The sequence below is a fragment of the Pseudomonas sp. GM30 genome (assembly GCF_000282275.2).
Lineage (GTDB): Bacteria > Pseudomonadota > Gammaproteobacteria > Pseudomonadales > Pseudomonadaceae > Aquipseudomonas.
This window is the reverse complement of record NZ_AKJP02000030.1, coordinates 60,152-86,006: the sequence shown is the minus strand read 5'-3', so window position 1 is coordinate 86,006 and position 25,855 is coordinate 60,152. Positions and strand designations below refer to the sequence as shown.

Here is a 25,855-nt window from a genome sequence, read left to right as displayed (position 1 = left end):
CCTTTCGAGTAGATGAATGGGTGTCAGCGTGACGGCTGTTTCGCCGGTTCGAGGTGGGCATGGGCCTGACCGGCCTCCAGCCACGGTGCGAACAACCGGGTTACGCGCGGCATGAACACGTACACCACCGACAGGACGATGGTCAGGGTGATCAGGAACGTGGCGACCACGTAGTTGGAAAGCAGCGGATGCAGCTTGAGCAGCGGCCCCCAGATCAGTGGCACCAGCAGCGTGTGCGGCAGGATCACCAACAGGGTGATCACCGCTTGCTTCCAGCGCGGCGGCGGCTTCGCGGCATCGGCCAGCGGCGCAAACCAGAATTCGTTGACCGGTGCGACCTCAGTCTGGTCGCCATCGGCGAGCATCGGCGCCGCTTCATCCACCAGCGCCTGGCGCTGCGGCGATTCCAGCCACAGCTGCATGGCCTCGGTGGAGCAAAAGCGCAGGACGCAGGTGTAGGTGTCGAGACCGGCCAGTTTGCCGCGCACCACGTCGACCCCGAGGTGGCCGTCGCGCTGTCCGGCGACCCTGACGATGTTGCGCAACCAGGCCTCGTAAGGCTGTTCGAATCCGGCCTTGACCCGGTGCTTGACGATCAGGGTCACGGTTTCACCGACCCCCGGTGCTTTTGGACTCAGGGCTTCAGGCATAACGCAACACTCCGGGCAGACGAACATTGAGCGCCAGGCGTCCCGGCCCAGCGATAAACACAGTGGCGAACAGGATCAACAACAACCAGCCGAATTGCCCCTCAGCCACACTCCATTGCGGATGCACGACCAGCAGCGCCACCAGCAGAACAAAAAGAATAGGCAAGCAGGCCAATCGCGCCAGCACCCCGGCGACGATCAGTAGCGGACAGAGGACTTCAGCGAAAATCGCCAGACAGAGCGTGAGGTGCGCGCCGAGGTGGAACGGGTCTTCGATCTGCTGCAATTGCGCGTTGAAGTCCAGCAGCTTGGGCAAACCGTGGACCCACAGCAGGAACAGTCCACCGCTGACCCGCAGAAACAGCAGACCGATATCCTGTGCCTGTTCATCGCGTGGTGATGCGCTCATGACCCTACCCTTTAATCCTTATCGGGTTGAATCATGCTCGGTGCGGGCGGCAGAAAATTGAATGGATGTGCTCTCTTTCAGGCCATCCGGACTTCTGTAGGAGTGAGCCTGCTCGCGATGCGGTGTGTCAGGCGCCAACAATGGTGACTATGGAGGTATCTTCGCGAGCAGGCTCACTCCTACAGGGGTTTTGCGGTGTGTTCAAGCAGGCGGGATCTCCAGCGGCGCCGCCATGAACTGGCTGATTCGCGAGCGCAGCCAGCGCTCCGCCGGGTCGTTGTCGTGCACCCCGCTCCAGGCCATCGACAGCTGGGCGGCGTCGATCGGGAACGGTGGATCTTCAGCGCGCAAGGCGCAGCCTTCGACCAGCGCACACGCGGCATAGTCCGGCACGGTGGCAATCATTTCAGTGCCGGCGAGCAACGCACGCAAACCGCTGAACTGCGGCACGCCGAGCACCACGCGCCGACGCCGGCCAACCTTGGCCAGATCCAGGTCGATGTTGCCGCTCAGGTCGCCGGAGAACGAGACCATGGCGTGCGGGCGCTCGCAGTATTCGTCCAGCGTCAGCGGCCCCGGGCGATCATCACCTCGCAGCACTTTGCAGGGAATGTCGCGCAGTTTTTTGCGCTTGGCGTTGGCCGGCAGATCGGTGGTGTAACTGACGCCGACCGAGATTTCCCCGGACGCCAGCAGCGCCGGCATCAACAGATAATTGGCACGGCGCACCACCACGACAATCCCCGGTGCTTCCTGCTGAAGCTGTCGCAGCAGCGGCGGAAACAGACCGAACTCGGCGTCATCCGACAGGCCGATGCGGAACACGTCGCAACTGCTGGCCGGGTCGAACTCCTTGGCCCGGCTGACCGCGCCGGAGATCACATCCATCGCCGGTTGCAGCTCCTGCAGAATCGCCAGCGCGCGGGCGGTCGGCTCCATGCTGCGACCGTTGCGCAGCAGCAACGGATCATCGAACAGGTCGCGCAAACGCCCCAGCGCGGCGCTGACTGCCGGTTGGCCCATGAACAGTTTTTCGGCGACGCGGGTCAGGTTCTTTTCGAACATCAGCGCTTCGAAAATCACCAGCAGGTTCATGTCGACGCGACGCAGATCGTTACGGTTCATAGGCTGCAATTCCTTCACTGACCAGTCGCAAGTGCTGAGCACTTTACCCGATCAACGGCGGTTTGCATCCGGGTCAGGCCTGCGAATTAACAACGATTAACTCGTCAGCCTGCCTCTCCCGTCTTAACAATGAAGGCCTCTGCGCAGCGTTGTTTTTGCCCCCACGACACGGACTTTGGCCATGGCTCTTTTACAGCAATCAGTCGCCCTCGCCCCTGCCACCGAAACCCGCAAGCCGCTCATCGGCGGCCTCAGCCCGCAACGGGAGCGGCAGGTCAAACAACTGATCCTCGAACGCCTCGGAGAAAGCCTGGAAGTGGCCGAGCTGGCACGCGCCTGCTCGCTGTCACGCAGCCATTTCTCCCGGGCGTTCAAGGCCAGCACCGGCCAGGCACCCCAGGACTGGATCCGCGAACAGCGCATCGCCCGCGCCAAGCTGCTGATCCGCCACACAGGCCTGAGCCTGACGCAGATCAGCCTGGAATGCGGCTTCTGCGATCAGGCACATTTCTGTCACATGTTTACTCGCAGCGAAGGGATCAATCCATTCGCCTGGCGCTGTCAGGTCATGCGTGAAAACAAGGACACCCGGACCCGGTCCATGACCTTTTGAGCGGTACGCAGGCGCCTGGCGTTGCACTGATGGCTAAACCTGAGGAATATGCTGCGATACCTTGCACCCGACGATCTGCATCTTCACGCAGCGTCCATTTGCCAGGATTGCCGCATCACCGCAGGAGTGTGCTGTTGAGTCTTTCCCCGAATCAGGCCATCGGCTTCGGCCCCTATCGGATCTACACCGGGCAGCGGCTGGTCATGGAAGGTGACCAGCCGCTGCGTCTGGGTCGGCGCGCCATGGATATTCTGCTGATGTTGCTGGCGCATGCCGGGGAAGTGGTGAGCAAGCAACAACTGCTCGCCGGTGTATGGCCGGACAGTGTCGTCGAGGACATCAATCTGCGGGTGCACATGGCCGCCCTGCGCAAGGCGCTGGGCGACGGTCAGGCCGGCCAGCGCTATATCGTCACCGTGGCCCAGCGCGGCTACAGTTTCGTTGCCCCGCTGACGGTGCAAGCCAACGGACAGCGGCCGCTGGAGGCGGCTCCCGGTCGCCACAACTTGCCGCTGCGCCACACCCGGATGATCGGTCGCCAGCCGCTGGTCGACAGCTTGATGCAGCAACTGCCGCGACAGCGCTGCATCACTCTGGTCGGCCCCGGTGGAATCGGCAAGACCACCGTCGCCCTGCGCGTCGCCGAGCAGTTGCTCGGACGCTATCGCGACGGCATCCGCCTGCTGGATCTGGCGCCGCTCAACGACCCGGCGCTGATCGGTTCGCAACTGGCTACCCTGCTGGATCTGGCAGTGCACGACGGCGATCCGCTGGCAGGGGTGATCAACCATTTGCGCGAGCGCCAGATGCTGCTGGTCATCGACAACTGCGAACACCTGATCGATGCCGTGGCACTGCTCGTCGAGAGCCTCCTGCGCGGGGCGCCGCAGGTGCACATCCTGGCCACCAGCCGCGAAAGCCTGCGCGCTGAAGGCGAGTTCGTGCAGCGTCTGGAATCCCTCGACTGCCCGCCTGCGACGAGTGTTCTCGATCGCGAACAGGCGATGGCTTTTGCCGCCCTGCAACTGTTTGTCGAACGGGCGATGGTCGCCCATGAACACTTTGAATTGAGCGACGCCGACTTACCGCTGGTCATGGAGATCTGCCGGCGTCTGGACGGTATTCCGCTGGCCCTGGAACTGGCGGCAGCACAGGTCGAAAGTCTCGGCCTGAGCGGCTTGCTGCAGCAATGGCAGGATCAGCTGCACCCACTGGCGGCGGGCAATCACCAGCGCCATGCGCGACACCAGACGCTACACGCCACGCTGGACTGGAGTTTCAACCTGCTCACCCCTTGCGAGCAGACTTGCCTGCGCCGCCTCGGGGTGTTTCGCGGCAGCTTCAGCCTGACATCGGCCGCGGCGGTGATCGTCGGTCAGCACATCGACCCCACCCAGGTACTCGCGTCGATCACGCAACTGGTGGCTAAATCGCTGCTGAATGTGGATGTCGGCGATGAAGAAGTGTTTTATCGCCTGCTCGACACTACCCGCCATTACGCACTGGAAAAACTCGAACACAGCGGCGAACGTGAAACCCTTCGCGAACGTCATGCCGAGCGTTGTCTGGCCCTGATGGAGCAGGCGCGGACCGAGTGGGAAAGCACCCCGACCGTGAAGTGGATCGAGCGCTATGCCCGAAGTCTGGAAGATCTGCGCGCTGCCCTCGACTGGAGCTTGCACGGCAACGGCTCGCGCCATCTCGGCATCCGCCTGACGGCGGCGTCGGCCGCGCTGTGGCAAGAGCTGTCATTGCTCAAGGAATATGGCGCTCATGTGCACCAGGCGTTGACCCTGCTTGAAAGCGCCGAACAACCCTGCCCGCGCCTGGAGATTGCTCTGCAACTGGCACTCGGCAGCGCCTGCTACCACACCTGGGGCGGTTCGCCGGAGACCATCAAGGCGTTCACCCAGGCCAATGCACTGGCGCAACAGCACCACGATATCGCCGGGCAATTGCGCGCTATTTCCGGGCATTTGGCGGTCAATCTCAGTTGCGGGCATTACCAGGCGGCATTGCTGCAAAGCGAACAGTTCGACCGTCTCGGCGGCCACGGCGACCCACTGCTGTCATTGAGCATTCACCGCTTGCGCGTCCTCGCCCTGCACTTTGCCGGCGACCAGCCGCAAGCTCGGGTCAGTGCCGAGCAAGTGATCCAGCGCATGGCCCACAGTGGCTACCGCAACCGCTTCACCCACGGTTTCGGCGTGCAGTACGACCAAAGCGTGGCTTCGCTGACCATTCTCGCCCGTGTTTTGTGGCTGCAGGGCTTTGCGGAACAGGCATGGCGCACCGCTCGGCAAGCGCTGGACATCGCCGTGCAGATCAACCACGGCACTTCGATCTGCTACACCCTGGCGCTGGCCAGCTGTCTGATCGCCCATTACAACGGCGATACCAAGACTGCCCGTGAACTGTTGCAGCTGTTGCTGGAGCAGGCCCAGAAGCACTCGGTGCTGCTGTTCTATCGCTGGGGACGGCACTATGCGCAGGTGATCGATGAGCGCCTGGCCCAGCCCGACGCTCCGGCGGATAACGGGCTGATCAAGGAGCTGATGGTCACGCTCGACGCTCGCCATATCGATGACGCGTTGCTGGAGCGGGCGCGCAGTGGCGCGGCAGGTTGGAGCACGGCCGAGGTGTTGCGGGCCGAGGCTGAGCGGTTATTGGCGAGTGAGGCGGATTGTCCACAGGGACGCCTCAGCGAGCAGGCAGAACATCTCCTGCAAAACGCTCTCGCGATCGCCCGCTCTCAAGGCGCGCTGGCCTGGGAGCTACGCAGCGCCACATCTTTGGCCCGACTGTGGCAGCGTCAATCACGCCACCGCCAGGCACTGGAGCTGCTGACCCCGATCTATCAGCGCTTCACCGAAGGTTACGCCACCCCCGACCTGCGCAACGTGCGCTTATTGCTCGAGGCGTTGCGTGACCAGTTGTCCGCCCGCGCCTGATCGATTGCGCCCGTTGTACCGGACAAGGCGCTGCAGGTTATCCACCCGTTCAGCGCTGGTTTCCCACTGTTCGCGGACATAACAGCGAAGGGTGTTGAGCATGCGGTAGCGCAGCGAGTCGCCACCCCGCTCGATCGTCAACCATGATTTGGTGGCCAGGCGTTCGATCACCGCCTGCAGATGCACGCCGTCAATGACCCGCAGCGCGGCTTCCTCGGTGAAGGCCATCTTGAATACCGACAGGCGCTGCAATACCCGGCGTTCACAGGGGCGCAGATCCTGATAGCTCCAGTCCAGCGCTGCGCTCATGGATTGATGCCGGGGCATCGCGGTGCGTCGGCCATGACTGAGCAGGCGCAGGCCGTTGTCCAGCTGCGCTTGCAACCCCACCAGCGCCAGCGCATCGATCTGCGCCGCCGCCAGTTCGATGGCCAGCGGTAAACCGTCCAGCCGCCGACAGATCGCGCACACGGTGTGCAGATCCTGCTCGCGCAGGCTGAAATCGTGCTGCCGGGCACGCGCGCGGCTGATCAGCAATTGCACCGCCGAATAGCCCATGAGCTCGTCGACACTGGTTGGCACCGACGCCTTGGGGAAGGTCAATGACGCAATCGGTTGCAGGGTTTCGAGATTGGCCTGCAGCGGTTCACGGCTGGTGACCAGTAGCGCCAGTCGCGGCGCCGCCAGCAGCAACCGCTCCACCAGCGCCCGGCACGATTCACGACGCCGCTCGCCGTTATCCAGCACCAGCAAGGCATGACGCGAGGCTAACGTCTCGAACGAGGTGTCGAGGGTGTGCAGCAGGTAGTCGAGCAACGAAGGCGCATCCTCGGCAATGGACAGGTCGATGTACCAGACACCGTCGCGGTAATGCTGCAACAGCAACTCGGCCACCCGCAGCGCCACCGTGGATTTGCCGATGCCGGCCGGGCCCGTCAGCGTCATCAGGCGACACAGCGGCAGTTGTCGCACCAGACTGCCGACCAGCGAATCGCGGCCGATGACCGGGGTCAAGCGTGCGGGCAGGTTGTGTTGCGGCGCCTGCAGGGTTTCGAACACCACTTGCGCGACGCTGTCGCCGTGCACCGGGGCGATAAAGCTATAACCACACTGCGGCACGTTGACGATATAGCACTGGCCGTTCTCACCATCGCCCAACGCCCGGCGCAACGCGGCGATGTGCACCCGCAAGTTGATCTCTTCAACCACACTGTCCGGCCACACCCAGGCGATCAACTGTTCCTTGCGCACCACGCGACCGGCGTGTTCGACCAGCACCTGCAAAAGATCGAGGGCGCGCCCGCCCATGCGCAACTGTCGATCCCCGTCGAGGATCAACCGTTGGCGCAGATGAAAGGCGTATGGCCCAAAATACAACACCGATGCAGCGGGTAAGTCGTTGTGGCTGTGCATGCCGTTTTCCAGCGCCAGCGCGCGCGGGCAGCATGCCCTCGGCGTCCAGCACTTCTCCCTTCCAAGCGTTGCCGTTTATCTTGGCAGCTGCAGGTGACGGCACAACCTCCGTACGGGGCGCAACACGGACATCCGGATGCACCGCACGGACACAACCGCTCTAGCTGAACTGCTCGCGGTATTGTGCCGGGGTCAGACCGAGCTTTTCAGCGAACAGAAAACGCATGTGGCGTACACTGCCGAAACCACTTTTGTAGGCCACGGTCTTCAACGGCAGCTCGGTGGTTTCCAGCAGATTACGCGCGCAATCAATGCGGGCGTTTTGCAGAAACTCCATCGGCGTCATGTTCACATCCCGCGCGAACAGCCGCGCAAAGTGCCGGGTGCTCATGTTCGCCAGCCCCGCCATGCGCTCGACCGTAAACGCTTCGTCGAGGTGTTCCAAGACATGGTTCTGCACCCGGGTGATCGCGGTTTCCTGTGGTGCCACCGCGGCCATCAACGGACTGAACTGCGCTTGCCCGCCCTGCCGTTTCATCACCACCAGCAGGACCTTGGCCACGTCCTGGGCGACTCTTTTCCCGTGATCCCGGGCAACCACGGCCAACGCCAGATCGATGCCGGCGGTCACGCCTCCCGAAGTGATCAGATTGCGGTCTTCGGTGTAAATCTGATCGGTCTCCACCCGCGCCTCGGGGAACGCCTTGATCAGCCGCTCGGTGTAATTCCAGTGGGTGGTCACGCGATAACCGTCGAGCAGCCCGGCATGCCCGAGCACAAAAGCCCCGGTGCAGATCGAGCCGTAGCAACCGGCCTGCCCCACCGAGCGTTGCAACCAGGCGAGCAGCGCCGGATGTTTTTCGTTATAGGCGCCCGGTCCACCCGGTACCAGCAGCAGGTCGAAGGCCTGGGCCGGGTCGTCGATATGAGAGTCGGTCTGTACCTGTACGCCATTGGAAGCCCGCAGCATCCCGCGTTCGGTACCCAAGGTGATCAGTTGGTAGTGATCTTCGGCTTTCAAGTAGCGATTGGCGACCGAAAACACCTCCATGGGGCCGGCCATGTCGAGCAGAAGAAAGTCGGGAAACAGCACCATTGCCACGGTTTTCATGGGTGAACATCACTGAAATCAAGGAAAAGGAAGCAAGCCTCGCATTATGGCCAAGTGCGTAGAGAGCGGCGAAAAGAATGCGTGATCGACTCCGCAAAACTGTCAACCTGAGCAGGACAGTATTTCAATTTCCACCTACTTATTGCCCCAAACGATTAACAGTAACCTTCTCCTCACTCGGACGAATCAACGTCCTGCAAGGAGAATTCATCATGCTGACCCTTCGCAAAGCTTCCGACCGCGGCCTCGCCAATCATGGCTGGTTGAAATCCTTCCACACCTTTTCCTTTGCCAGCTACCGCGACCCGCGTGAACAGGGTTTTTCCGACCTGCTGGTGATCAACGATGACCGCGTGGCGGCCGGCAAGGGTTTCGGCCAGCATCCGCATCGTGACATGGAGATCTTTTCCTACGTGCTTGAAGGCGCGCTGGAGCATAAAGACACCTTGGGCACCGGTTCGGTGATCCGCCCCGGTGACGTGCAACTGATGAGCGCCGGCAGTGGCGTGGCCCACAGCGAATTCAACCATTCGGCCACCCGGCCGGTGCACTTTCTGCAGATCTGGATCGTGCCGGAAGTGGCCGGCGCCAAGCCGCGCTACCAGCAAGAGCACTTCAGTGCGCAGAAAAAACGCGGTCGCCTGCAACTGATCATCTCGCCGGACGGCGCTGATGGCTCGCTGAAAGTACGTCAGGACGCGCGTGTCTACGCCGGCCTGTTCGACGGCCAGGAAAGCGCGACGCTGAAACTGCCGGCCAATCGTTATGCCTACGTGCATGTGGCGCGTGGCAGCGTAGAGCTCAACGGCGTGCAACTGCAGGAAGGTGACGGCGTGCGAGTTCGTGAAGAACAGGCACTGACCCTGAGCAATGGCGTGGATGCCGAAGTGCTGGTGTTCGATCTGCGGCCGCAGGAGTTGCCGCAAATGCCATAAGGCACGGGTTTAACGCCTGCAAAAACGGCCTTCATGTGAAGGCCGTTTTTTATTGCGGTGGCAGTGGCGTAGGCAATTCCGGCGATTTGGGCGTGTGGGCATCCTTGCCCGCCTGGACCGCCGCGAAGGTGGTTTGTATAGCTACGTACATGTTGGCTTGATTGGCGTAATAGGCCCCAACGACGATGGCGACTATTCCAAGTAACTGGACGGCCGTTGCTGCCCAGACGTTGGCCTTGACGGTGGCGCCCTGCCTTGCTGCATCCTGCGCGCCGTCGGCAATTCTGCGCATCTCTTGCGTAATCAAGTCGTAGCGTTTGTCTCGTTCGACTTGAGTTTTGTCCCGTTCTCCCTGAACAGATAAAAACCCGTCAATTTTCATTGATACAGCGTCCAGTCGAGCATCCATTCGTGTCTCGATGGTCTCGATCCTGGCATTGAATTCTTCTCGACTGATGGCGCCCATGACTTGCGTACTCTGACCGTTACCCGTTATGTCACTGCTTTGAAAATGACTGAATTCCCTGGCTTCCAATTCGACACCTTTATCGGGCTACCGATACCGTCCGTGGTATGTCACTCCAGTGCAAGCGTGCGGCCTCGCACCAGCCTTTGGCAACGATAGCCCCCGGTCCTTCGGCCTACAAGCCAGCGAATTCTGCGTCCGGCGTAGGCCATTTCGTCAGACCTTGTGAGTTCGCCTCGAAAACGCGCCTTACTCGTTTTCCGACGCAAACACTTCGACGATCTGCTCGATCACCGCCCTCACCCGCGCCGTATGGCGCAGATCCGCATGGGTCACCAACCACACTTCGTACGGTTGCGGGCGGGTACGCTGTCGCCAGAGCCTGACCAGACCGTCGCGCTCGCCCATGTACACCGGAATTTCTCCTACACCAATACCCGCCGCAATCGAGCGCCGCATCAACAGGCTGGAACCGAGGCTGGCGACGATTCGCCCGCGACTTATCGGCTCCCCCACCAGGTTCAGGTCCCGTTTGCTCTGCAGATACGGTTGATAAACCACCAGGTCATGCCCGGCGAAAGCACTGCCGGGCTCGGGTTCGCCATTGGCGTCGACGTAAGCCTTTGAAGCGAATAACCCGGTTGGCCAGCGCGCGATTCGCCGGGCGATCAGGTCCGGATTGTCGGGCCGGGTGTTGCGTACGGCGATATCCGCCTCGCGCTTGGCCAGACTGAGGATCTGCGTGGAAGCGTCCAGTTGCACGCGCACGTCCGGATGCAGTTCGTGCAGGCGGGCGATGGCCGGGATCAGGAAATCGATGGCCAGCGAATCGGTGGTGCTGACCCGCACCGTGCCGGTCAGGCGATCATCCAGGCCCTGAATCTGCCGCTCAAGCTCAAGCGCCGAGTGTTCCATTTTCTCCACCGACCTGTGCGCCGCTTCGCCTACTGCAGTCAGCGCATAGCCCTCGGAAGTGCGCAGGAACAGCGTCGCGCCGAGGGACTTTTCCAGCGCAGTGATCCGCCGCCCGACGGTGGCTTGATCCACATTCAACACTCGCGCGGCCCCGCGCAGTGTCGACTCGCGACAGACGGCGAGAAACACCCGAGCGTCATCCCAATTCATCTGATCTCCTGCCGATGCAAATGTGCATCACTATGCCGCCAAATCGCTGCGTTAAAGCGGCAACAATAGCCGATATCCTCACCACTGTTCTCAAGCCTTGACTGTTTTTGCAGGGAATCAATGCTCCCCCTTTGAACTCCCACCTACAGACCTCCTACGCAACAGGACCGGATATGACACTGCCCAGCGAAATGACCCGTATCGAAATCACTCAACCCGGTGGCCCCGAAGTCTTGCAGGCCAAACACGTGCCCCTGCCCGTCGCTGCAGCCGGTGAAGTGCTGATCTGCGTGCATGCTGCCGGGATCAATCGTCCCGATGCCCTGCAACGGGCCGGCAAGTATCCGATGAAGCCGGGCATGAACCCGATCCCCGGTCTGGAAGTGGCCGGCGAAGTGGTGGCGCTGGGTGCCGGTGTCAGTCAGTTTGCACTGGGGGACAAGGTCTGCGCACTGACCAACGGTGGCGGTTACGCCGAATATTGCAGCGTCCCCGCCGGGCAAACCCTGCCGATCCCCGAAGGACTGGATTGGGTGCAGGCCGCCGCTATCCCGGAAACCTTCTTTACCGTGTGGGCCAACCTGTTCGGCCTCGGCGACGCTCAGCGCGGTCAGCGCGTGCTGATTCACGGCGGCACCAGCGGCATCGGCACCACCGCGCTGATGCTCTGCCGCGAGTTCGGCATCGAAGCCTTTGCCACCGCCGGCAGCGTCGATAAATGCGCGGCAATCAGCAAACTGGGTGGGCAGCCAATCAATTATCGCGAGCAGGATTTCGCCAGGGTCATCGCCGAAAAAACGGCTGGCCAAGGCGTTAACGCGATCCTCGACATCATGGGCGCCTCATACCTCAACGGGAATGTCAGCGCGCTGGCGATGGATGGCCGATTGGTGATGCTGGGTTTTCTCGGTGGCGGCAAAGCCAACGACATCGACCTGCTGGCGATCATGGCCAAGCGTGCGGTGATCACTGGCTCGTTGCTGCGAGCGCGCACCGCAGAGGAAAAAGCCGAAATTGCCGAGCAATTGCGCGAACACGTGTGGCCGGCGCTGACCGCCGGACGCTGCTTGCCGATCATCGACAAGGTTTATTCGCTGAACGATGCGGCCCAGGCGCATGCGCGCATGGAAGGTGGCGACCACATCGGCAAAATCGTCCTGCGGGTGAATTGAGCCGCAGCATTTTGTAATCGTTAAGGGCGCACGGTGGTCGAAAAAGTCACGCGCAGACCGAGCCTTCTGGTAAAAAGCCTTCTTTGTCTGCGCTGTGGTGAACCGTTTAATGTTCCTGTCCTTCATGACCCGTTTGCGTCGTCGCCGTCTGGCGTTCGCCTGCATGGCTGCGCTGATCATTGGCGTGCCGACGAGTTGTGCGGTGCTCGAACACACCGAGCGCAAACTGCTGTTTCGCATCGAACCGGGCACGGCCGGCTGGTATCACGGCTTGCCGGGCAGCGTGCAGGAACTCGACTTGCAGCCCAAGCGCTTCAAGGCCGGGCAGAATATTCATGCCTGGTGGTGGCCCGCAGAACGGCCAAACGCTCCAGCGATTCTCTATCTGCACGGCGTGCGCTGGAACCTCACCGGACAGCTGTTCCGCATCGAGCAGTTGCGCGCGGCCGGCTACTCGGTACTGGCCATCGACTACCGTGGTTTCGGCCAGAGCAAGGGTGACCTGCCTTCAGAAAGCAGCGTGTACGAAGATGCCCGTGTAGCGTGGGAACGCTTCAAACTGCTGCAGCCCGACCCGAGCAAACGCCTGATCTACGGTCATTCCCTGGGCGGTGCCGTGGCGATTGATCTGGCCGCCGAACTCGGCCAGGACGCTGCTCGGGACCATACCCCGCTGCCGGTCAAAGGCCTGGTGATCGAGTCGACGTTCACCTCTCTCGCCGATGTGGCCGCCGCCGTGGCCAACACTTCGCTGCCGGTGCGCTGGCTGCTATCGCAGAAATTCGACTCCATCGACAAGATCGCCGAAATTCACATGCCACTGCTGGTGGTGCACGGCATGGCCGACGCGTTCGTGCCGCCGCGCTTCAGCGAGCAGCTGTTCAACGCCGCCCAACAACCAAAGCGACTGCTCTTGGTGCCAGGAGCCACCCACAACAACAGCATGGCGCTGGGCGGGCAGAATTATCGCAAGGCGATCGACGCGCTGATGCAGAGCAAACCCGCGCCGCGCGTGGCCGGCCCCGCGCTGGTGCGCAGCGCGCAGGACTCCTAGCGATAGCCGCGAGCCTGCAGATCGAACAGTTTGGCGTAGTGTCCATTGGCGGCGATCAGGCTGTCGTGACCGCCCTGCTCGAGTATCCGTCCGCCTTCCAGCACCATGATCTGATCGGCGTTGCGCACACTGGAAAAACGATGGGAAATCAGCAGGGTCATGCGCCCTTCGGTGTGCTGGCTGAAATGCTCGAACACTGCCGCTTCCGCTGCCGGATCCAGCGCCGAGGTCGGTTCGTCGAGAATCAGGATGTCGGCATCGCGGCGCATGTAAGCCCGGGACAAGGCAATCTTCTGCCATTGCCCGCCCGATAACTCCTGACCGCCAGCGAACCATCGGCCCAGCTGCGTTGCATAGCCACGGTCGAGGCCTTCAATGAACGGCGCGGCCATGCCCTCGGCCGCCGCAGCGTGCCAGCGCGCTTCATCGTTGAACGCCGAGGTATCGCCCACGCCGATGTTTTCGCCCACGGTGAACTGATAGCGAATGTAGTCCTGAAAAATCACCCCGATGCGCCGCCGCAACGTGTTCTCATCCCAATCCTGCAAATCGCTGCCATCAAGTAGAATCCGACCCTGATCGGGCCGATACAGGCGGGTCAGCAATTTGATCAGCGTGGTCTTGCCTGAGCCGTTCTCCCCCACCAGCGCCACACTCTTGCCCGGCACCAGGTGCAGGTCGATGCCTTCCAGTGCAGAACGGCTGGCCCCAGGATAACGGAAACCGACGTTTTCAAAGCGCAGGCCATCGCCCGGTTGCGCGCCGGCGGTGAGATGGCCGGAATCGGCCAGAACCGGTTCGGCCAGATATTCGTACAGATTCGACAGATACAAACCATCTTCGTACAGGCCGCTGATCGCGCTCAGACTGCTGCTGACCGCACTCTGCCCCTGCTTGAACAACACCAGGTACATGGTCATCTGACCGAGACTGATATTGCCGTGCACCGCATCGATCACCACCCAGGCATAAGCCAGATAGAACGCCCCTGTACCGAGCAAGCCGAGACCGAAACCCCAGCCATCACGACGCAATGTCAGGCGCCGATCCTCGGCGTAGAGCTTGGCAAAAGTGTCCCGATAACGCTGCAGCAGCAACGGCGCAAAGCCGAACAGCTTGACCTCTTTGATGTAGGCCTCATGGGACAGCAAGGTTTCGATGTAATTTTGCTGCCGACTCTCCGGGGCCCGGCGGGTGAACAGGCGGAAAGCGTCGCCGGAGAAATGCGCCTCGGCAAAGAACACCGGCAACGCGCCGATCACCAGCAACAGCAGTGCCCACGGCGAAAAATGCACCAGCAGCACAGCGAAGCTGATCAGCATGATCAGGTTCTGGATCAACCCCAGCGAATTCATCACCAACGCCAGCGGCCGGGTCGAGGCTTCGCGGCGTACGCGCACCAGTTTGTCGTAGAACTCGGAATTCTCGAACTGCACCAGCGACAGGGTCTGCGCCTTTTGCAGAATCAGCGTGTTGACCTTTTGCCCCAACTGCACCCGCAACAGCGACTGCTGCACCGACAACGCCCGTTGTGTACCGGACAACAGCGCTAACACCCCCGCTTCCATCAGCACGTAACGCAACACCGGCCACAGCGCTGCATCGCCCTGTTGCGCGTGCAACTGCATCGCCGTCACCACCGCATCGACGATGCGCTGACCCAGCCATGCGGCCAGCGCCGGCAGGACACCCGCTATCAGGGTCGCCAGCACCAGGCCCAGAAATAACCCGCGTGAAGTCGCCCAGACCAACAGCAAGGCGCGCCGGGCCTGATCAAACAAAGCGTGGAAGCGGGAAATCAAAGGCATGGCAGATTAAGCTCGAAAGGTCATACAGGTGCCATGGTACTCCGCAGGTTTTATCCGTGCTGAAGCGCGGCGTTTTCAGAAGAAAAACATCTGGAAAAACTCTGGCCGTTGCGGCGTCCAATGCTTTGCTATGGTTTAACCGCCTTTCGCGGAACCTGGCGAACATCGCCTCTCTCCGCGCCTACTGCCAGGAACGCCATCATGCGAATCAATCCCTACCTGATCTTCAACGGCAACTGCCGTGAAGCCTTCACCTTTTATGAGCAAGCGCTGCAAGGAAAACTCGAAGCAATCATGACCTTCGGCGAAACACCCGCCGCCGAACACGTACCGAAAGAGCATCATCATCTAGTGATCCACACCTGCCTGAAAGTCGGCGCCCAGATGATCATGGCCTCGGACACCACGCCCGACCGGCCAACCGGCGGCATGAGCGGTTGTTCAATATCGCTTAACGTCGACAGCGTTGCCGAAGCCGAGCGGGTATTCAATGCGCTGGCCAAGGACGGTCGCGTCGACATGCCGCTGGAAGCGACGTTCTGGGCCGCCCGCTTCGGTATGCTGGTCGATCGCTTTGGCGTGTCGTGGATGGTCAATTGCGAGACAGACAAGTAGCGCCGACGTTTCGTCCGGCATGAAAAAGCCCAACCGCTTCAGGTTGGGCTTTTTGGTTTATCGCTGGGCCAGCTCATGCCGCACGCATTGTTCGTAATAGGTTTGTTTGACCGCCGCCGGCTTGAGCTTCGACGTACTGTTGTAGGTCTGCTCGGTAATCCCCATCGCCGTCATGCGCATCCACGGCTGCTGGAACTTGCGTACCTGCAACTGCTTGCGCGCGCCATACAACGAGATCCCCGACAGTTTCGACTGCTGCGCCCCGGCAGCGATGTCCGAGCCCCAGGTACAGGCGAACCGGTGACTCTTGCTCAACTCCCTCGCTTCAATGGCCGAAGCGAAGGCAGCCAGGGAAAGCGTTGCAACGGTTATGACAATCGTCCGCATATAGCCAACCTAACCTTTTGAAAAAAGGCGATTTTGCCCGGTAAGGAAAAACCTGGGGGCCAGCAATTTGCCGCATTTGCGCAGAGACAACCGTTCGTCCAACCGCCAGCACCTTGGCGTGACTGACGCCTCCAATGCGGTACACCCCTCAGCGCAAGGCCGAAAAAATGAACAAGAAGATCGCAACCCTGACGCTTGCATGCCTGATGCTGGCTGGCTCTGGCTTGACTCTGGCAAGCGAGAAAGCAGGATCAGCCGCCCCGCCCACTGCCATCCCGGGCGTGAATCAGTCCAGCAACAAGGCGGAATCCAACGAAGAAAAAGCCAACAAGAAAGGTGAAGAAGCCTCGGGTTCGAATTCGGGTGCAGAATCGAAAGAAACCGAGAAAGACGCGGCAACCTCCAGCGACTCAGAAGATATTCAAAGCAAGCCGAAACAGTAACCACTGGATTGAAAGGCAGTGAACACCGATCATGCCGGGAATTGCCAATACCCTGCAGATGAATGACTGTATGCCCAGTAAAGAAGCGCAACCCCAGACACCAGCGACTGCCGCTGACATCGAACGCTCGATCCAGGCCCTGAACAAAATGGCGGAACGTTTATGGGGCGATGGCCGAGAGGCAGAAGCAAAGGCGCTTCTAGATGCACTGGACGCATTGAACCGGGCGCTGGACCGGATCAGGATTGGCGAGAGCCGCAGGGTTCTGCATTGAGCCGTGGCCGCTGGCTGCGCTCAAAACTCACGCGCATGAAAAGGCCCGCTCAGCAGCGGGCCTATCCAGCCTAAATGTGAGAAAGCTCTCTGCGCTCTGGGCGCTTCATCACGTGGTGGATCCAGTTCTGGCTTGGTTTCTCGATCACCTGATAGCTCAGGAACCCAAAAGCCAGGGCGATCACGCCCCAGATGAACAAGATCAGCAGGCCGGGCAACATATCAAAAAGGCCTGATATTTCGGTCAGCTTGAGCAATATCGCCAGCACCAGTTGGTGCCAGATGTAGATCGAGTAGGAAGAGTCGCCCACTTTCTGCAACCAGGCCGGTAGTGTCACACCGCTGGATATTTCGATGGCGATGGCGCCATAAACGATCAGCGCGCAAGGGATAGTGAAGTACAGCGAGCGCCACCAAGGTGCCCAGTTACCATTTTGAGAGTGAGCCCAGACCGCAACGCAAAACAGCGCCACGCCAGCCACCAGGGATTGCCAGCCATACGCCTTTACACCACGATCCACCATGAAGGCCAGAATGCATCCAGCGCCGAACTCAAGAATCAGCGGGCTCAGTGGCACGTAGTTGAACATTTGCAAGCCGCCGCCACTGGCCCAGATGGTCAGGCCGATCTGTAAAGCGATCCATCCAAGCACCAGCTCATACACCTGCTTGGGCCGAATCAGGATGATCAGCGCCAGCACCAGATAGAAGAACAGCTCGTAACAAAGTGTCCAGGCCAGTACCACACGGTTGTTGTTCGTGGTGGCCAGCGTCACCAGCCGCCAAACGCGTTCGGCTGCCATGCCTGGGTCAGCAGTCTGCACGTATGGCGCCAGGGCAAAGGATACTGCCAATACGATCCAGTAGACGGGGTACACCCGGAACAGGCGTTTAATGCCGAAGCGAGTTGCTGCCGTGATTGGGGCAACATCCTCCCGCCCGGCCTTCGCCGCCGTGTAGCAGATGATGAAGCCCGATATGACGAAGAACAGATCCACGCCAGCCGGGCCCACCCACCACCATTTGAAAAGAAACCAGTCGGCGCCCAAGCCGTGCTTGGTGCTGAGCAGATGAATTAGAAAGACCATGCAAGCCGCAACGCCGCGCATGGCCTGGAGGTTGTAGAATTTCATTCCCTGATCCTTTTTTTATTGCGCGCAATCATATCCACAACCGTATATATCCTCCAACTATTGGCCCCCCGGTGGTGCTGACGCCGGACTTGCCCCAGGAATGGCGGGACTCGACCAGGCCGGAAGACCCTCCGAGCAGATGATCCTGCATCAGGGTGAGCCGACAGAGGCATTCGAATGGTTCAAGGCTGGTCATGAGAACGGCAGCATCACCGGTCACTACTCGCGTGGCCGGGTGCGTTCCAGACCTCAACATCAGCGAAATCACCGGGTAGTCTTGCGTGGGTTTTGCGCAGGCACAAAAAAGCCGATCTAGATGATCGGCTTAAGTGTCTGATTTTAATCAGGAATAATGGTCGGGACGGAGTGATTCGAACACTCGACCCCTAGCACCCCATGCTAGTGCGCTACCGGACTGCGCTACGCCCCGACTGGTTTGAAACCGCCCTTCGTCTCGAAGAGCGCTCAAGAATATATCGCAAGCTTTTGAAAACTGGAAGTATTCAAACGCAGCTTTTTATTTCTTGAGCACCACCAGTACATCTTCAAGCTCAGCGATCATCTGGCGGATCATTTGCTTGTATTGGGTGGTGTCGTCTTTGGCTTCATCGCCGGACAAACGCAAGCGTGCGCCGCCGATGGTGAACCCCTGATCGTAAAGAAGCGCACGGATCTGCCGGATCATCAGCACGTCCTGGCGCTGATAATACCGGCGGTTTCCGCGGCGTTTGACGGGGTTGAGTTGAGGAAACTCCTGCTCCCAGTAGCGCAGCACGTGTGGCTTTACCGCACACAGCTCGCTGACTTCACCAATGGTGAAGTAGCGTTTGCCCGGGATGACGGGTAGTTCGTCGTTATGACTTGGTTCCAGCATAAGCCTCAACTCGGGCCTTCAACTTCTGCCCTGGACGAAAGGTGACCACACGGCGAGCCGTGATCGGGATTTCTTCCCCCGTTTTCGGGTTGCGGCCAGGCCGCTGGCGTTTGTCCCGAAGGTCGAAATTGCCGAAACCGGACAATTTGACTTGCTCGTTGTCTTCAAGAGCGTGCCTGATTTCCTCGAAAAACAGTTCAACCAATTCCTTGGCTTCCCGCTTGTTCAGGCCCAGCTCTTCATACAGACGTTCCGCCATCTCAGCTTTCGTCAAAGCCCCCATACGTCACTTCCTTAACGTGGCGTTCAACCTTTGTTCGAGCGAGGTGAGGATATTTTGCGTCGTCGAATTCACCTCATCGTCATTAAGAGTGCGCGATGGATGCTGCCAGGTCAAGCCAACTGCAAGGCTTTTTCTATCAGGATCAATGCCTTTACCCTGATACACGTCAAACAACCTGAGATCCGTGAGCCATTCGCCTGCATTTTCACGGATTACGTCCAATACAGCCGAGGCCGCGACGTCTTTGTGCGCGATCAGTGCGAGGTCACGACGCACTTCAGGAAAACGCGACAACTCATGGAATTGCGGCATTTTTCCGGAAGCGACTTCAGCCAGAACCAGCTCGAAGACGAAGACCGGACGATCCAGCCCCAGAGCCTTGGACAGCTCAGGGTGGATTGCACCGATAAAGCCGACTTCACGCCCGTCACGTTCAATGCGCGCGGTTTGACCCGGGTGCAGCGCCGGGTGTTTGCCCGGAGCGAAAGTGAAGGTATCCAGCGCACCGGCAAAGCCCAGCACCGCTTCAACGTCAGCTTTCACATCGAAGAAATCGACGGTGTCGCGACCCTGTGCCCAGCCCTCCGGCAGACGGCTGCCGCAAACCACACCCGACAGCATCGGCTCTTGCTTCAGACCTTCCAGCTGACCGACGAAGCGCAGACCGCTTTCGAACAGACGCACGCGATCCTGCTGACGGTTCAGGTTGTGCTGCAACGCTTTGACCAGACCCGGCCACAGCGAAGAACGCATGGCCGCCATGTCATTGGAGATCGGGTTGGCCAGCAACAGCGGCTCGACGCCCGGGTTGAACAGTTCGAACTGTTTCGGATCGATGAAGCTGTAAGTGATCGCTTCCTGATAACCACGGGCAACCAACAGACGGCGCAGTTCAGGCAGTTCGCTGCGCGCTTCAGCCTTGGCCTGTGGGGCCAAACGCGCTTGCGGGTAGCGAACCGGCAGACGGTTGTAGCCATACAGACGCGCCAGCTCTTCGATCAGATCGACTTCCAGGCTGATGTCGAAGCGATGGCTTGGCACTTCTACGCGCCACTGCCCTGCTCCGTCAGCGGAAATCTTCAGACCCAGCGCGCTGAGCAGACGCTCGACCTGCGCCGAATCCATTTCCATCCCCAGCATCTGGGTGATGCGCTGCGCACGCAGGGTGATCGGCGCGATCGACGGCAGATGTTGCTCGCTGACGGTCTCGATGATCGGGCCGGCTTCACCACCGGTGATTTCCAGCAGCAGGCCGGTGGCGCGCTCCATGGCTTCACGGGCCAGTTGCCAGTCCACGCCACGCTCGTAACGGTGCGAAGCGTCGGTGTGCAGGCCGTAGGAACGAGCCTTGCCAGCCACAGCGATCTGGTCGAAGAACGCACTCTCCAGGAAAACGTCGCGAGTGGTTGCGGACACACCGCTGTGCTCGCCACCCATCACGCCGGCAATCGCCAGAGCGCGGGTGTGGTCGGCGATCACCAGCGTATCGCTACGCAGGCTGACTTCCTGACCGTCGAGCAGCACCAGTTTCTCGCCCTCTTCCGCCATGCGCACACGGATGCCGCCATTGATTTCGGCGAGATCGAAGGCGTGCAGCGGCTGGCCCAGTTCGAGCATCACATAGTTGGTGATATCGACCGCAGCGTCGATGCTGCGCACATCGGCGCGGCGCAGACGTTCAACCATCCACAGCGGGGTTGGTTTGGACAGATCAACGTTACGGATGACACGACCCAGATAACGCGGGCAAGCGGCAGGCGCCAGCACTTCGACCGGACGCACTTCGTCGTGCACAGCCGGAATGGTCATGACCACCGGACGGGTGACCGGAACGGCGTACAGAGCGCCAACCTCACGGGCCAGACCGGCCAGCGACAGGCAGTCGCCACGGTTCGGGGTCAGGTCGACCTCGATGCTGGCGTCTTCCAGATCCAGATACACACGGAAATCTTCGCCCACTGGTGCGTCGGCCGGCAGCTCCATCAGACCGTCATTGCCTTCACCGACCTGCAGCTCGGCTTGCGAGCACAGCATGCCGTTGGATTCGACGCCGCGCAGCTTGGCCTTCTTTATCTTGAAGTCGCCCGGCAGTTCGGCACCGATCATGGCGAACGGAATCTTCAGGCCCGGACGCACGTTAGGCGCACCGCACACGACCTGGAAGGTTTCCGCGCCATTGCTGACCTGGCACACACGCAACTTGTCGGCATCAGGGTGCTGCTCGGTGCTCAGCACCTCGCCCACGACCACGCCGCTGAATACACCGGCGGCCGGGGTCACGCTATCGACCTCCAGACCTGCCATCGACAGACGAGCAACCAGCTCGTCGCGACTTACCTGCGGGCTAACCCAGCCACGCAGCCATTGTTCACTGAATTTCATCCTGCTCTCCTAAGAATTCGTTACGACTAGCGAAATTGCGCGAGGAACCGCAAGTCGTTGTCGAAGAACAGACGCAAGTCGTTCACGCCGTAACGGAGCATTGCCAGACGTTCGACGCCCATGCCGAAGGCAAAGCCGGAGAACTCTTCCGGATCGATGCCGGACATGCGCAGCACGTTCGGGTGAACCATGCCGCAGCCCATGACTTCCAGCCAGCCGGTCTGCTTGCAGACGCGGCAGCCTTTACCGCTGCACATCACGCATTCCATGTCGACTTCAGCGGATGGCTCGGTGAACGGGAAGTACGAAGGACGGAAACGTACGGCCAGCTCTTTCTCGAAGAACACCCGCAGGAATTCTTCGATGGTGCCTTTGAGATCGGCGAAATTGATGTCGCGATCGACCAGCAGGCCTTCGACCTGGTGGAACATCGGCGAGTGGGTGATATCGGAGTCGCTGCGATACACACGACCTGGGCAGACGATGCGGATCGGTGGTTGCTTGGACTCCATGGTGCGGACCTGTACCGGTGAGGTATGGGTGCGCAGCAACATGTTCGCGTTGAAATAGAAGGTGTCATGCATCGACCGGGCCGGGTGATGGCCTGGGATGTTGAGCGCTTCGAAGTTGTGATAGTCGTCTTCGACCTCAGGGCCTTCGGCGATGCCGTAGCCGATGCGGGTGAAGAACTGCTCGACTCGTTCCAGAGTCCGGGTCACCGGATGCAGACCACCGGAGGTCTGGCCACGGCCCGGCAACGTCACATCAATGGATTCGGCAGACAGTTTGGCAGCCAGTTCGGCTTCTTCAAACAGAGCCATGCGCGCATTGAGAACGCCTGTGACACGTTCCTTGGCAACGTTGATCAGGGCGCCGACTTGCGGACGCTCTTCTGCCGGCAAATTCCCCAGGGTCTTCATCACCTGAGTCAATTCACCCTTTTTGCCAAGGTATTGAACCCGGATTTGCTCCAGGGCATTGATATCTTCAGCGCTTTGCACAGCCTCTAGAGCTTGAGAGACCAGCGCATCCAGGTTTTCCATGTACAGACTCCAGATACAAAATAGGGGAAGAGCTTGAAGGCTCTTCCCCTATTTATGACGTTTAACACCTGGCCCCACAGAGGTGAGGCCGGGTGACTGTCGGGGGTACTTAAGCCAAGGTGGCTTTAGCTTTCTCGACAATCGCAGCAAACGCCGCTTTTTCGTTCACTGCCAGATCAGCCAGAACCTTACGGTCGATCTCGATGGACGCTTTTTTCAGGCCAGCGATGAAACGGCTGTAGGACAGACCGTTAACACGAGCACCAGCGTTGATACGAGCGATCCACAGAGCGCGGAACTGACGTTTTTTCTGACGACGGTCACGGTAGGCGTATTGGCCTGCCTTGATTACCGCTTGCTTGGCAACACGGAATACGCGGGAGCGTGCGCCGTAGTAGCCTTTAGCAAGTTTCAGAATTTTTTTGTGACGCTTACGGGCAATGACGCCACGCTTTACACGAGCCATGAGTTACTTCCTCTATTCTTGACTAAAATTAACGAAGGCGCAGCATGCGCTCGACTTTTGCCACGTCAGACGGATGCAGCAAGCTGCTACCGCGCAGTTGACGCTTACGCTTGGTCGACATTTTGGTCAGGATGTGGCTCTTGAAAGCGTGCTTGTGCTTGATACCGTTAGCAGTTTTCAGAAACCGCTTAGCAGCACCACTTTTGGTTTTCATTTTTGGCATGTTCGGATACTCCGCATTCAGTTGATAAACATAATCAGAAGGCCTGCCGTGCCCTGTTGATTACTTCTTCTTTTTCGGGGCGATGACCATGATCAGCTGGCGTCCTTCCATCTTAGGATGCTGTTCGACCGAACCGTACTCGAGCAGGTCAGCTTCAACCCGCTTGAGGAGTTCCATCCCCAGCTCCTGGTGGGCCATCTCACGGCCGCGGAATCGCAAGGATACCTTGGCCCTGTCCCCGTCACTCAGGAAACGTACCAGGTTGCGCAGTTTTACCTGGTAATCCCCTTCCTCCGTCCCTGGACGAAACTTGATTTCTTTTACCTGAATCTGCTTCTGGTTTTTCTTCGCTGCTGCAATCTGCTTCTTCTTTTCGAAGATCGATTTGCCGTAGTCCATCACCCGGCAAACCGGTGGGACTGCGTCAGCAGAGATTTCAACCAGATCAAGCTTTGCTTCTTCAGCAATACGAAGCGCTTCATCAATCGAGACGATGCCAATCTGCTCGCCATCAGCGCCAATTAACCGAACCTCGCGTGCCGAGATATTCTCGTTGATCGGGGCTTTCGGTGCAGCTCGTTTATCTTGTCTCATTTCACGCTTAATAATAATTACTCCGAATCTGGGCGACCACGCCGGGAAACCGCTTGCGCGAGAAACTCAGCGAACTGGGCGACGGGCATCGAGCCCAGGTCAGCACCTTCACGAGTACGCACAGCGACAGTCTGCATCTCGACTTCCTTATCTCCGATAACCAAAAGATAGGGAACCTTGAGCAAAGTATGCTCGCGGATTTTAAAGCCGATCTTTTCATTTCTCAAGTCGGACTTGGCACGAAATCCGCTTTCGTTGAGAGTTTTTTCAACCTGAGCGACGAAATCTGCCTGTTTATCAGTGATATTCATGATCACTGCCTGGGTTGGCGCGAGCCACGCAGGGAATGCACCTTCGTAATGCTCGATCAAAATCCCGACGAAACGCTCGAACGAACCGAGGATCGCCCGGTGCAGCATCACTGGGTGCTTGCGGCTGTTGTCTTCGGAGACGTATTCGGCGCCGAGACGGACTGGCAGGTTGAAATCGAGCTGCAAGGTACCACACTGCCAGACGCGACCGAGGCAATCTTTCAGCGAGAACTCGATTTTCGGACCGTAGAACGCACCTTCACCCGGCTGCAGATCATACGGCAGACCCGCAGAATCGAGGGCTGCAGCCAGTGCCGCTTCGGCGCGATCCCACAGTTCGTCGGAACCCACGCGCTTTTCCGGACGAGTGGACAGTTTCATCTCGACGTCGGTGAAGCCGAAATCGCGGTAAACGTCCATGGTCAGCTTGATGAACGCCGCGGATTCGGCCTGCATCTGCTCTTCGGTGCAGAAAATGTGGGCATCGTCCTGAGTGAACGCACGTACACGCATGATGCCGTGCAGCGCACCCGATGGCTCGTTACGGTGGCAAGCACCGAACTCGGCCAGACGCATCGGCAGCTCGCGGTAGCTCTTCAGGCCCTGGTTGAACACCTGCACATGGCACGGGCAGTTCATCGGCTTGATGGCGTAGTCGCGGCTTTCCGACTCGGTGGTGAACATGTTGTCGGCGTAGTTGGCCCAGTGCCCGGATTTCTCCCACAGGCTGCGATCGACCACTTGCGGGGTCTTGATCTCGAGGTAGCCGTTGTCGCGCTGCACCTTGCGCATGTACTGCTCGAGCACCTGATACAGGGTCCAGCCGTTCGGGTGCCAGAACACCATGCCCGGCGCTTCTTCCTGGGTGTGGAACAGGCCCAGGCGCTTGCCGATCTTGCGGTGATCGCGTTTTTCCGCTTCTTCGATGCGCTGGATGTAAGCCGCCAGCTGCTTCTTGTCAGCCCAGGCAGTACCGTAAACGCGCTGCAGTTGCTCGTTCTTGGCATCACCGCGCCAGTAGGCGCCGGACAACTTGGTCAGCTTGAAGGATTTCAGGAAGCGGGTGTTCGGCACGTGCGGACCACGGCACATGTCGACGTATTCTTCGTGGTAGTACAGGCCCATGGCCTGCTCGTTCGGCATGTCTTCGACCAGACGCAGCTTGTAGTCTTCGCCGCGGGCCTTGAACACTTCGATCACTTCGGCACGCGGAGTGACTTTCTTGATGACGTCGTAATCCTTGTCGATCAGCTGATGCATGCGCTGTTCGATGGCGGCCATGTCGTCCGGCGTAAAAGGACGCTCGAAGGCGATGTCGTAATAGAAGCCTTCGTCGATGACCGGCCCGATGACCATCTTCGCAGTCGGGTACAGTTGCTTGACCGCGTGGCCAACCAGGTGCGCGCAAGAGTGGCGAATGATCTCCAGCCCCTCTTCATCCTTTGGCGTGATGATTTGCAGCGTCGCGTCGCTGTCGATGATGTCGCAGGCGTCGACCAGCTTGCCGTTGACCTTGCCGGCCACGGTGGCCTTGGCCAGGCCTGCACCAATGGATGCGGCGACCTCGGCTACGGAAACCGGGTGATCGAATGAACGTTGACTGCCGTCGGGAAGAGTAATAGTTGGCATGGCGCCTCCTCTCCTAGTGGTGACCCCTACCAAAGGTCACGTGGGTTGGGATGAGCCAGTACAAGATCCGATCCAGGCCATTCAATGACGAACGCCTGCCTTACAGCGGCAGGAGCCTTGCGGCCAACCGGAAAACCGAACCAGAGTGACTGGGATTCAAATCAGAATTTTTCGCACGCTGACCGCTGCCGGGGCTGAAGGCCATCCGGAGCCTGAGAACGCTTGAGCCCGGCATGCTAGCACAGATGAGTGGTCATCGACGTCATCGAATTGAGGTGTTGCTGATTTGCGCATTTTTGCGGCGCGAAGTGAACTTGGGATATACGCTTTGCCTCAAATAGGCTGAGAATCGTCGCCGATATCAACC

General features: G+C 59.8%; 26 protein-coding genes and 1 tRNA gene. 8 read left to right on the top strand and 19 right to left on the bottom strand.

Annotation, left to right across the window (positions count from 1 at the left end):
• Nucleotides 1-23: 23 nt before the first annotated feature.
• The 3 genes from PMI25_RS23905 to PMI25_RS23895 form a co-directional block, all read right to left on the bottom strand.
• Entirely contained in the window at nucleotides 24-650 is a 627-nt protein-coding gene (locus tag PMI25_RS23905) for an antibiotic biosynthesis monooxygenase (RefSeq protein ID WP_007961284.1), read from the bottom strand.
• Entirely contained in the window at nucleotides 643-1,059 is a 417-nt protein-coding gene (locus PMI25_RS23900) for a DoxX family protein (RefSeq protein WP_007961283.1), read from the bottom strand. Before PMI25_RS23900 ends, PMI25_RS23905 begins: the two co-directional genes overlap by 8 nt.
• A 201-nt stretch (nucleotides 1,060-1,260) precedes the next feature.
• A complete protein-coding gene (locus PMI25_RS23895) occupies nucleotides 1,261-2,184 on the bottom strand; it encodes a LysR family transcriptional regulator (protein WP_007961282.1) in 924 nt (307 codons plus the stop codon).
• Nucleotides 2,185-2,365: 181 nt separating this feature from the next.
• Here PMI25_RS23895 and PMI25_RS23890 point away from each other — a divergent pair, with 181 nt between their 5' ends.
• Together PMI25_RS23890 and PMI25_RS23885 are read left to right on the top strand one after the other, a co-directional pair.
• A complete protein-coding gene (locus tag PMI25_RS23890; protein ID WP_007961281.1) occupies nucleotides 2,366-2,797 on the top strand; it encodes a helix-turn-helix domain-containing protein in 432 nt (143 codons plus the stop codon).
• Nucleotides 2,798-2,931: 134 nt separating this feature from the next.
• Nucleotides 2,932-5,748 (top strand): ATP-binding protein, encoded by a 2,817-nt coding sequence (locus PMI25_RS23885; protein WP_007961280.1) that lies wholly within the window; start codon nucleotides 2,932-2,934, stop codon nucleotides 5,746-5,748.
• Here PMI25_RS23885 and PMI25_RS23880 read toward each other — a convergent pair.
• Both PMI25_RS23880 and PMI25_RS23875 read right to left on the bottom strand, forming a co-directional pair.
• Nucleotides 5,704-7,161 (bottom strand): ATP-binding protein, encoded by a 1,458-nt coding sequence (locus PMI25_RS23880; protein WP_007961279.1) that lies wholly within the window; start codon nucleotides 7,159-7,161, stop codon nucleotides 5,704-5,706. The genes PMI25_RS23885 and PMI25_RS23880 overlap by 45 nt on opposite strands.
• 160 nt (nucleotides 7,162-7,321) lie before the next feature.
• On the bottom strand, nucleotides 7,322-8,272 hold the full coding sequence (locus PMI25_RS23875; RefSeq protein WP_007961276.1) for a GlxA family transcriptional regulator: 951 nt from the start codon (nucleotides 8,270-8,272) through the stop codon (nucleotides 7,322-7,324).
• Nucleotides 8,273-8,484: 212 nt separating this feature from the next.
• Here PMI25_RS23875 and PMI25_RS23870 point away from each other — a divergent pair, with 212 nt between their 5' ends.
• Nucleotides 8,485-9,207: a pirin family protein gene (locus PMI25_RS23870; RefSeq protein WP_007961274.1), complete on the top strand. Its 723-nt coding sequence runs from the start codon at nucleotides 8,485-8,487 to the stop codon at nucleotides 9,205-9,207.
• A gap of 49 nt (nucleotides 9,208-9,256) precedes the next feature.
• Here PMI25_RS23870 and PMI25_RS23865 read toward each other — a convergent pair whose 3' ends face one another.
• Together PMI25_RS23865 and PMI25_RS23860 are read right to left on the bottom strand one after the other, a co-directional pair.
• Nucleotides 9,257-9,742: a hypothetical protein gene (locus PMI25_RS23865; RefSeq protein WP_238547099.1), complete on the bottom strand. Its 486-nt coding sequence runs from the start codon at nucleotides 9,740-9,742 to the stop codon at nucleotides 9,257-9,259.
• A 180-nt stretch (nucleotides 9,743-9,922) separates the two neighbouring features.
• Nucleotides 9,923-10,798 carry a LysR family transcriptional regulator gene (locus tag PMI25_RS23860; protein ID WP_007961270.1) on the bottom strand — a complete coding sequence of 292 codons (876 nt, stop codon included), beginning with the start codon at nucleotides 10,796-10,798 and terminating at the stop codon, nucleotides 9,923-9,925.
• Between the two features lie 173 nt (nucleotides 10,799-10,971).
• Here PMI25_RS23860 and PMI25_RS23855 point away from each other — a divergent pair, with 173 nt between their 5' ends.
• On the top strand, nucleotides 10,972-11,970 hold the full coding sequence (locus tag PMI25_RS23855) for an NAD(P)H-quinone oxidoreductase (protein ID WP_007961269.1): 999 nt from the start codon (nucleotides 10,972-10,974) through the stop codon (nucleotides 11,968-11,970).
• Nucleotides 11,971-12,079: 109 nt separating this feature from the next.
• Nucleotides 12,080-13,024 (top strand): alpha/beta hydrolase, encoded by a 945-nt coding sequence (locus PMI25_RS23850; RefSeq protein ID WP_007961267.1) that lies wholly within the window; start codon nucleotides 12,080-12,082, stop codon nucleotides 13,022-13,024.
• Here PMI25_RS23850 and PMI25_RS23845 read toward each other — a convergent pair.
• Nucleotides 13,021-14,832 carry an ABC transporter ATP-binding protein gene (locus PMI25_RS23845; RefSeq protein ID WP_007961266.1) on the bottom strand — a complete coding sequence of 604 codons (1,812 nt, stop codon included), beginning with the start codon at nucleotides 14,830-14,832 and terminating at the stop codon, nucleotides 13,021-13,023. The genes PMI25_RS23850 and PMI25_RS23845 overlap by 4 nt on opposite strands.
• A 201-nt stretch (nucleotides 14,833-15,033) precedes the next feature.
• Here PMI25_RS23845 and PMI25_RS23840 point away from each other — a divergent pair, with 201 nt between their 5' ends.
• A complete protein-coding gene (locus tag PMI25_RS23840; RefSeq protein ID WP_007961264.1) occupies nucleotides 15,034-15,447 on the top strand; it encodes a VOC family protein in 414 nt (137 codons plus the stop codon).
• Between the two features lie 57 nt (nucleotides 15,448-15,504).
• Here PMI25_RS23840 and PMI25_RS23835 read toward each other — a convergent pair whose 3' ends face one another.
• A complete protein-coding gene (locus PMI25_RS23835) occupies nucleotides 15,505-15,834 on the bottom strand; it encodes a hypothetical protein (protein WP_007961262.1) in 330 nt (109 codons plus the stop codon).
• A 167-nt stretch (nucleotides 15,835-16,001) separates the two neighbouring features.
• On the opposite strand from PMI25_RS23835, the gene PMI25_RS23830 reads away from it, so the two are divergent.
• Together PMI25_RS23830 and PMI25_RS23825 are read left to right on the top strand one after the other, a co-directional pair.
• The gene (locus tag PMI25_RS23830; protein ID WP_007961259.1) at nucleotides 16,002-16,277 is read left to right on the top strand and encodes a hypothetical protein; all 276 of its coding nucleotides are present in this window, start codon (nucleotides 16,002-16,004) and stop codon (nucleotides 16,275-16,277) included.
• 70 nt (nucleotides 16,278-16,347) lie between these two features.
• Nucleotides 16,348-16,551: a hypothetical protein gene (locus PMI25_RS23825; protein WP_045122186.1), complete on the top strand. Its 204-nt coding sequence runs from the start codon at nucleotides 16,348-16,350 to the stop codon at nucleotides 16,549-16,551.
• A gap of 70 nt (nucleotides 16,552-16,621) precedes the next feature.
• On the opposite strand, the gene PMI25_RS27735 is transcribed toward PMI25_RS23825, so the two are convergent.
• From PMI25_RS27735 to thrS, 10 genes are all read right to left on the bottom strand, one after another.
• On the bottom strand, nucleotides 16,622-17,683 hold the full coding sequence (locus PMI25_RS27735; protein ID WP_007961257.1) for an acyltransferase family protein: 1,062 nt from the start codon (nucleotides 17,681-17,683) through the stop codon (nucleotides 16,622-16,624).
• Nucleotides 17,684-18,036: 353 nt separating this feature from the next.
• Nucleotides 18,037-18,113, bottom strand: a tRNA-Pro gene (locus tag PMI25_RS23815).
• A gap of 87 nt (nucleotides 18,114-18,200) precedes the next feature.
• On the bottom strand, nucleotides 18,201-18,557 hold the full coding sequence (locus PMI25_RS23810) for a MerR family transcriptional regulator (RefSeq protein WP_003179985.1): 357 nt from the start codon (nucleotides 18,555-18,557) through the stop codon (nucleotides 18,201-18,203).
• Nucleotides 18,538-18,840, bottom strand: a complete 303-nt coding sequence (ihfA, locus tag PMI25_RS23805) for an integration host factor subunit alpha (protein ID WP_002553164.1) — start codon at nucleotides 18,838-18,840, stop codon at nucleotides 18,538-18,540. The genes PMI25_RS23810 and ihfA overlap by 20 nt, the downstream gene beginning before the upstream one ends.
• A 3-nt stretch (nucleotides 18,841-18,843) precedes the next feature.
• On the bottom strand, nucleotides 18,844-21,222 hold the full coding sequence (gene pheT / locus PMI25_RS23800; protein WP_007961255.1) for a phenylalanine--tRNA ligase subunit beta: 2,379 nt from the start codon (nucleotides 21,220-21,222) through the stop codon (nucleotides 18,844-18,846).
• A gap of 26 nt (nucleotides 21,223-21,248) precedes the next feature.
• Nucleotides 21,249-22,265: a phenylalanine--tRNA ligase subunit alpha gene (gene pheS / locus PMI25_RS23795; protein ID WP_003226365.1), complete on the bottom strand. Its 1,017-nt coding sequence runs from the start codon at nucleotides 22,263-22,265 to the stop codon at nucleotides 21,249-21,251.
• Nucleotides 22,266-22,374: 109 nt separating this feature from the next.
• Entirely contained in the window at nucleotides 22,375-22,731 is a 357-nt protein-coding gene (rplT, locus tag PMI25_RS23790; protein ID WP_002553161.1) for a 50S ribosomal protein L20, read from the bottom strand.
• A gap of 28 nt (nucleotides 22,732-22,759) precedes the next feature.
• The gene (gene rpmI / locus PMI25_RS23785) at nucleotides 22,760-22,954 is read right to left on the bottom strand and encodes a 50S ribosomal protein L35 (protein WP_002553160.1); all 195 of its coding nucleotides are present in this window, start codon (nucleotides 22,952-22,954) and stop codon (nucleotides 22,760-22,762) included.
• A gap of 60 nt (nucleotides 22,955-23,014) precedes the next feature.
• Entirely contained in the window at nucleotides 23,015-23,566 is a 552-nt protein-coding gene (gene infC / locus PMI25_RS23780; RefSeq protein ID WP_170929410.1) for a translation initiation factor IF-3, read from the bottom strand.
• Nucleotides 23,566-25,488 (bottom strand): threonine--tRNA ligase, encoded by a 1,923-nt coding sequence (gene thrS / locus PMI25_RS23775; protein WP_007961251.1) that lies wholly within the window; start codon nucleotides 25,486-25,488, stop codon nucleotides 23,566-23,568. The genes infC and thrS overlap by 1 nt, the downstream gene beginning before the upstream one ends.
• Nucleotides 25,489-25,855: the final 367 nt, after the last annotated feature.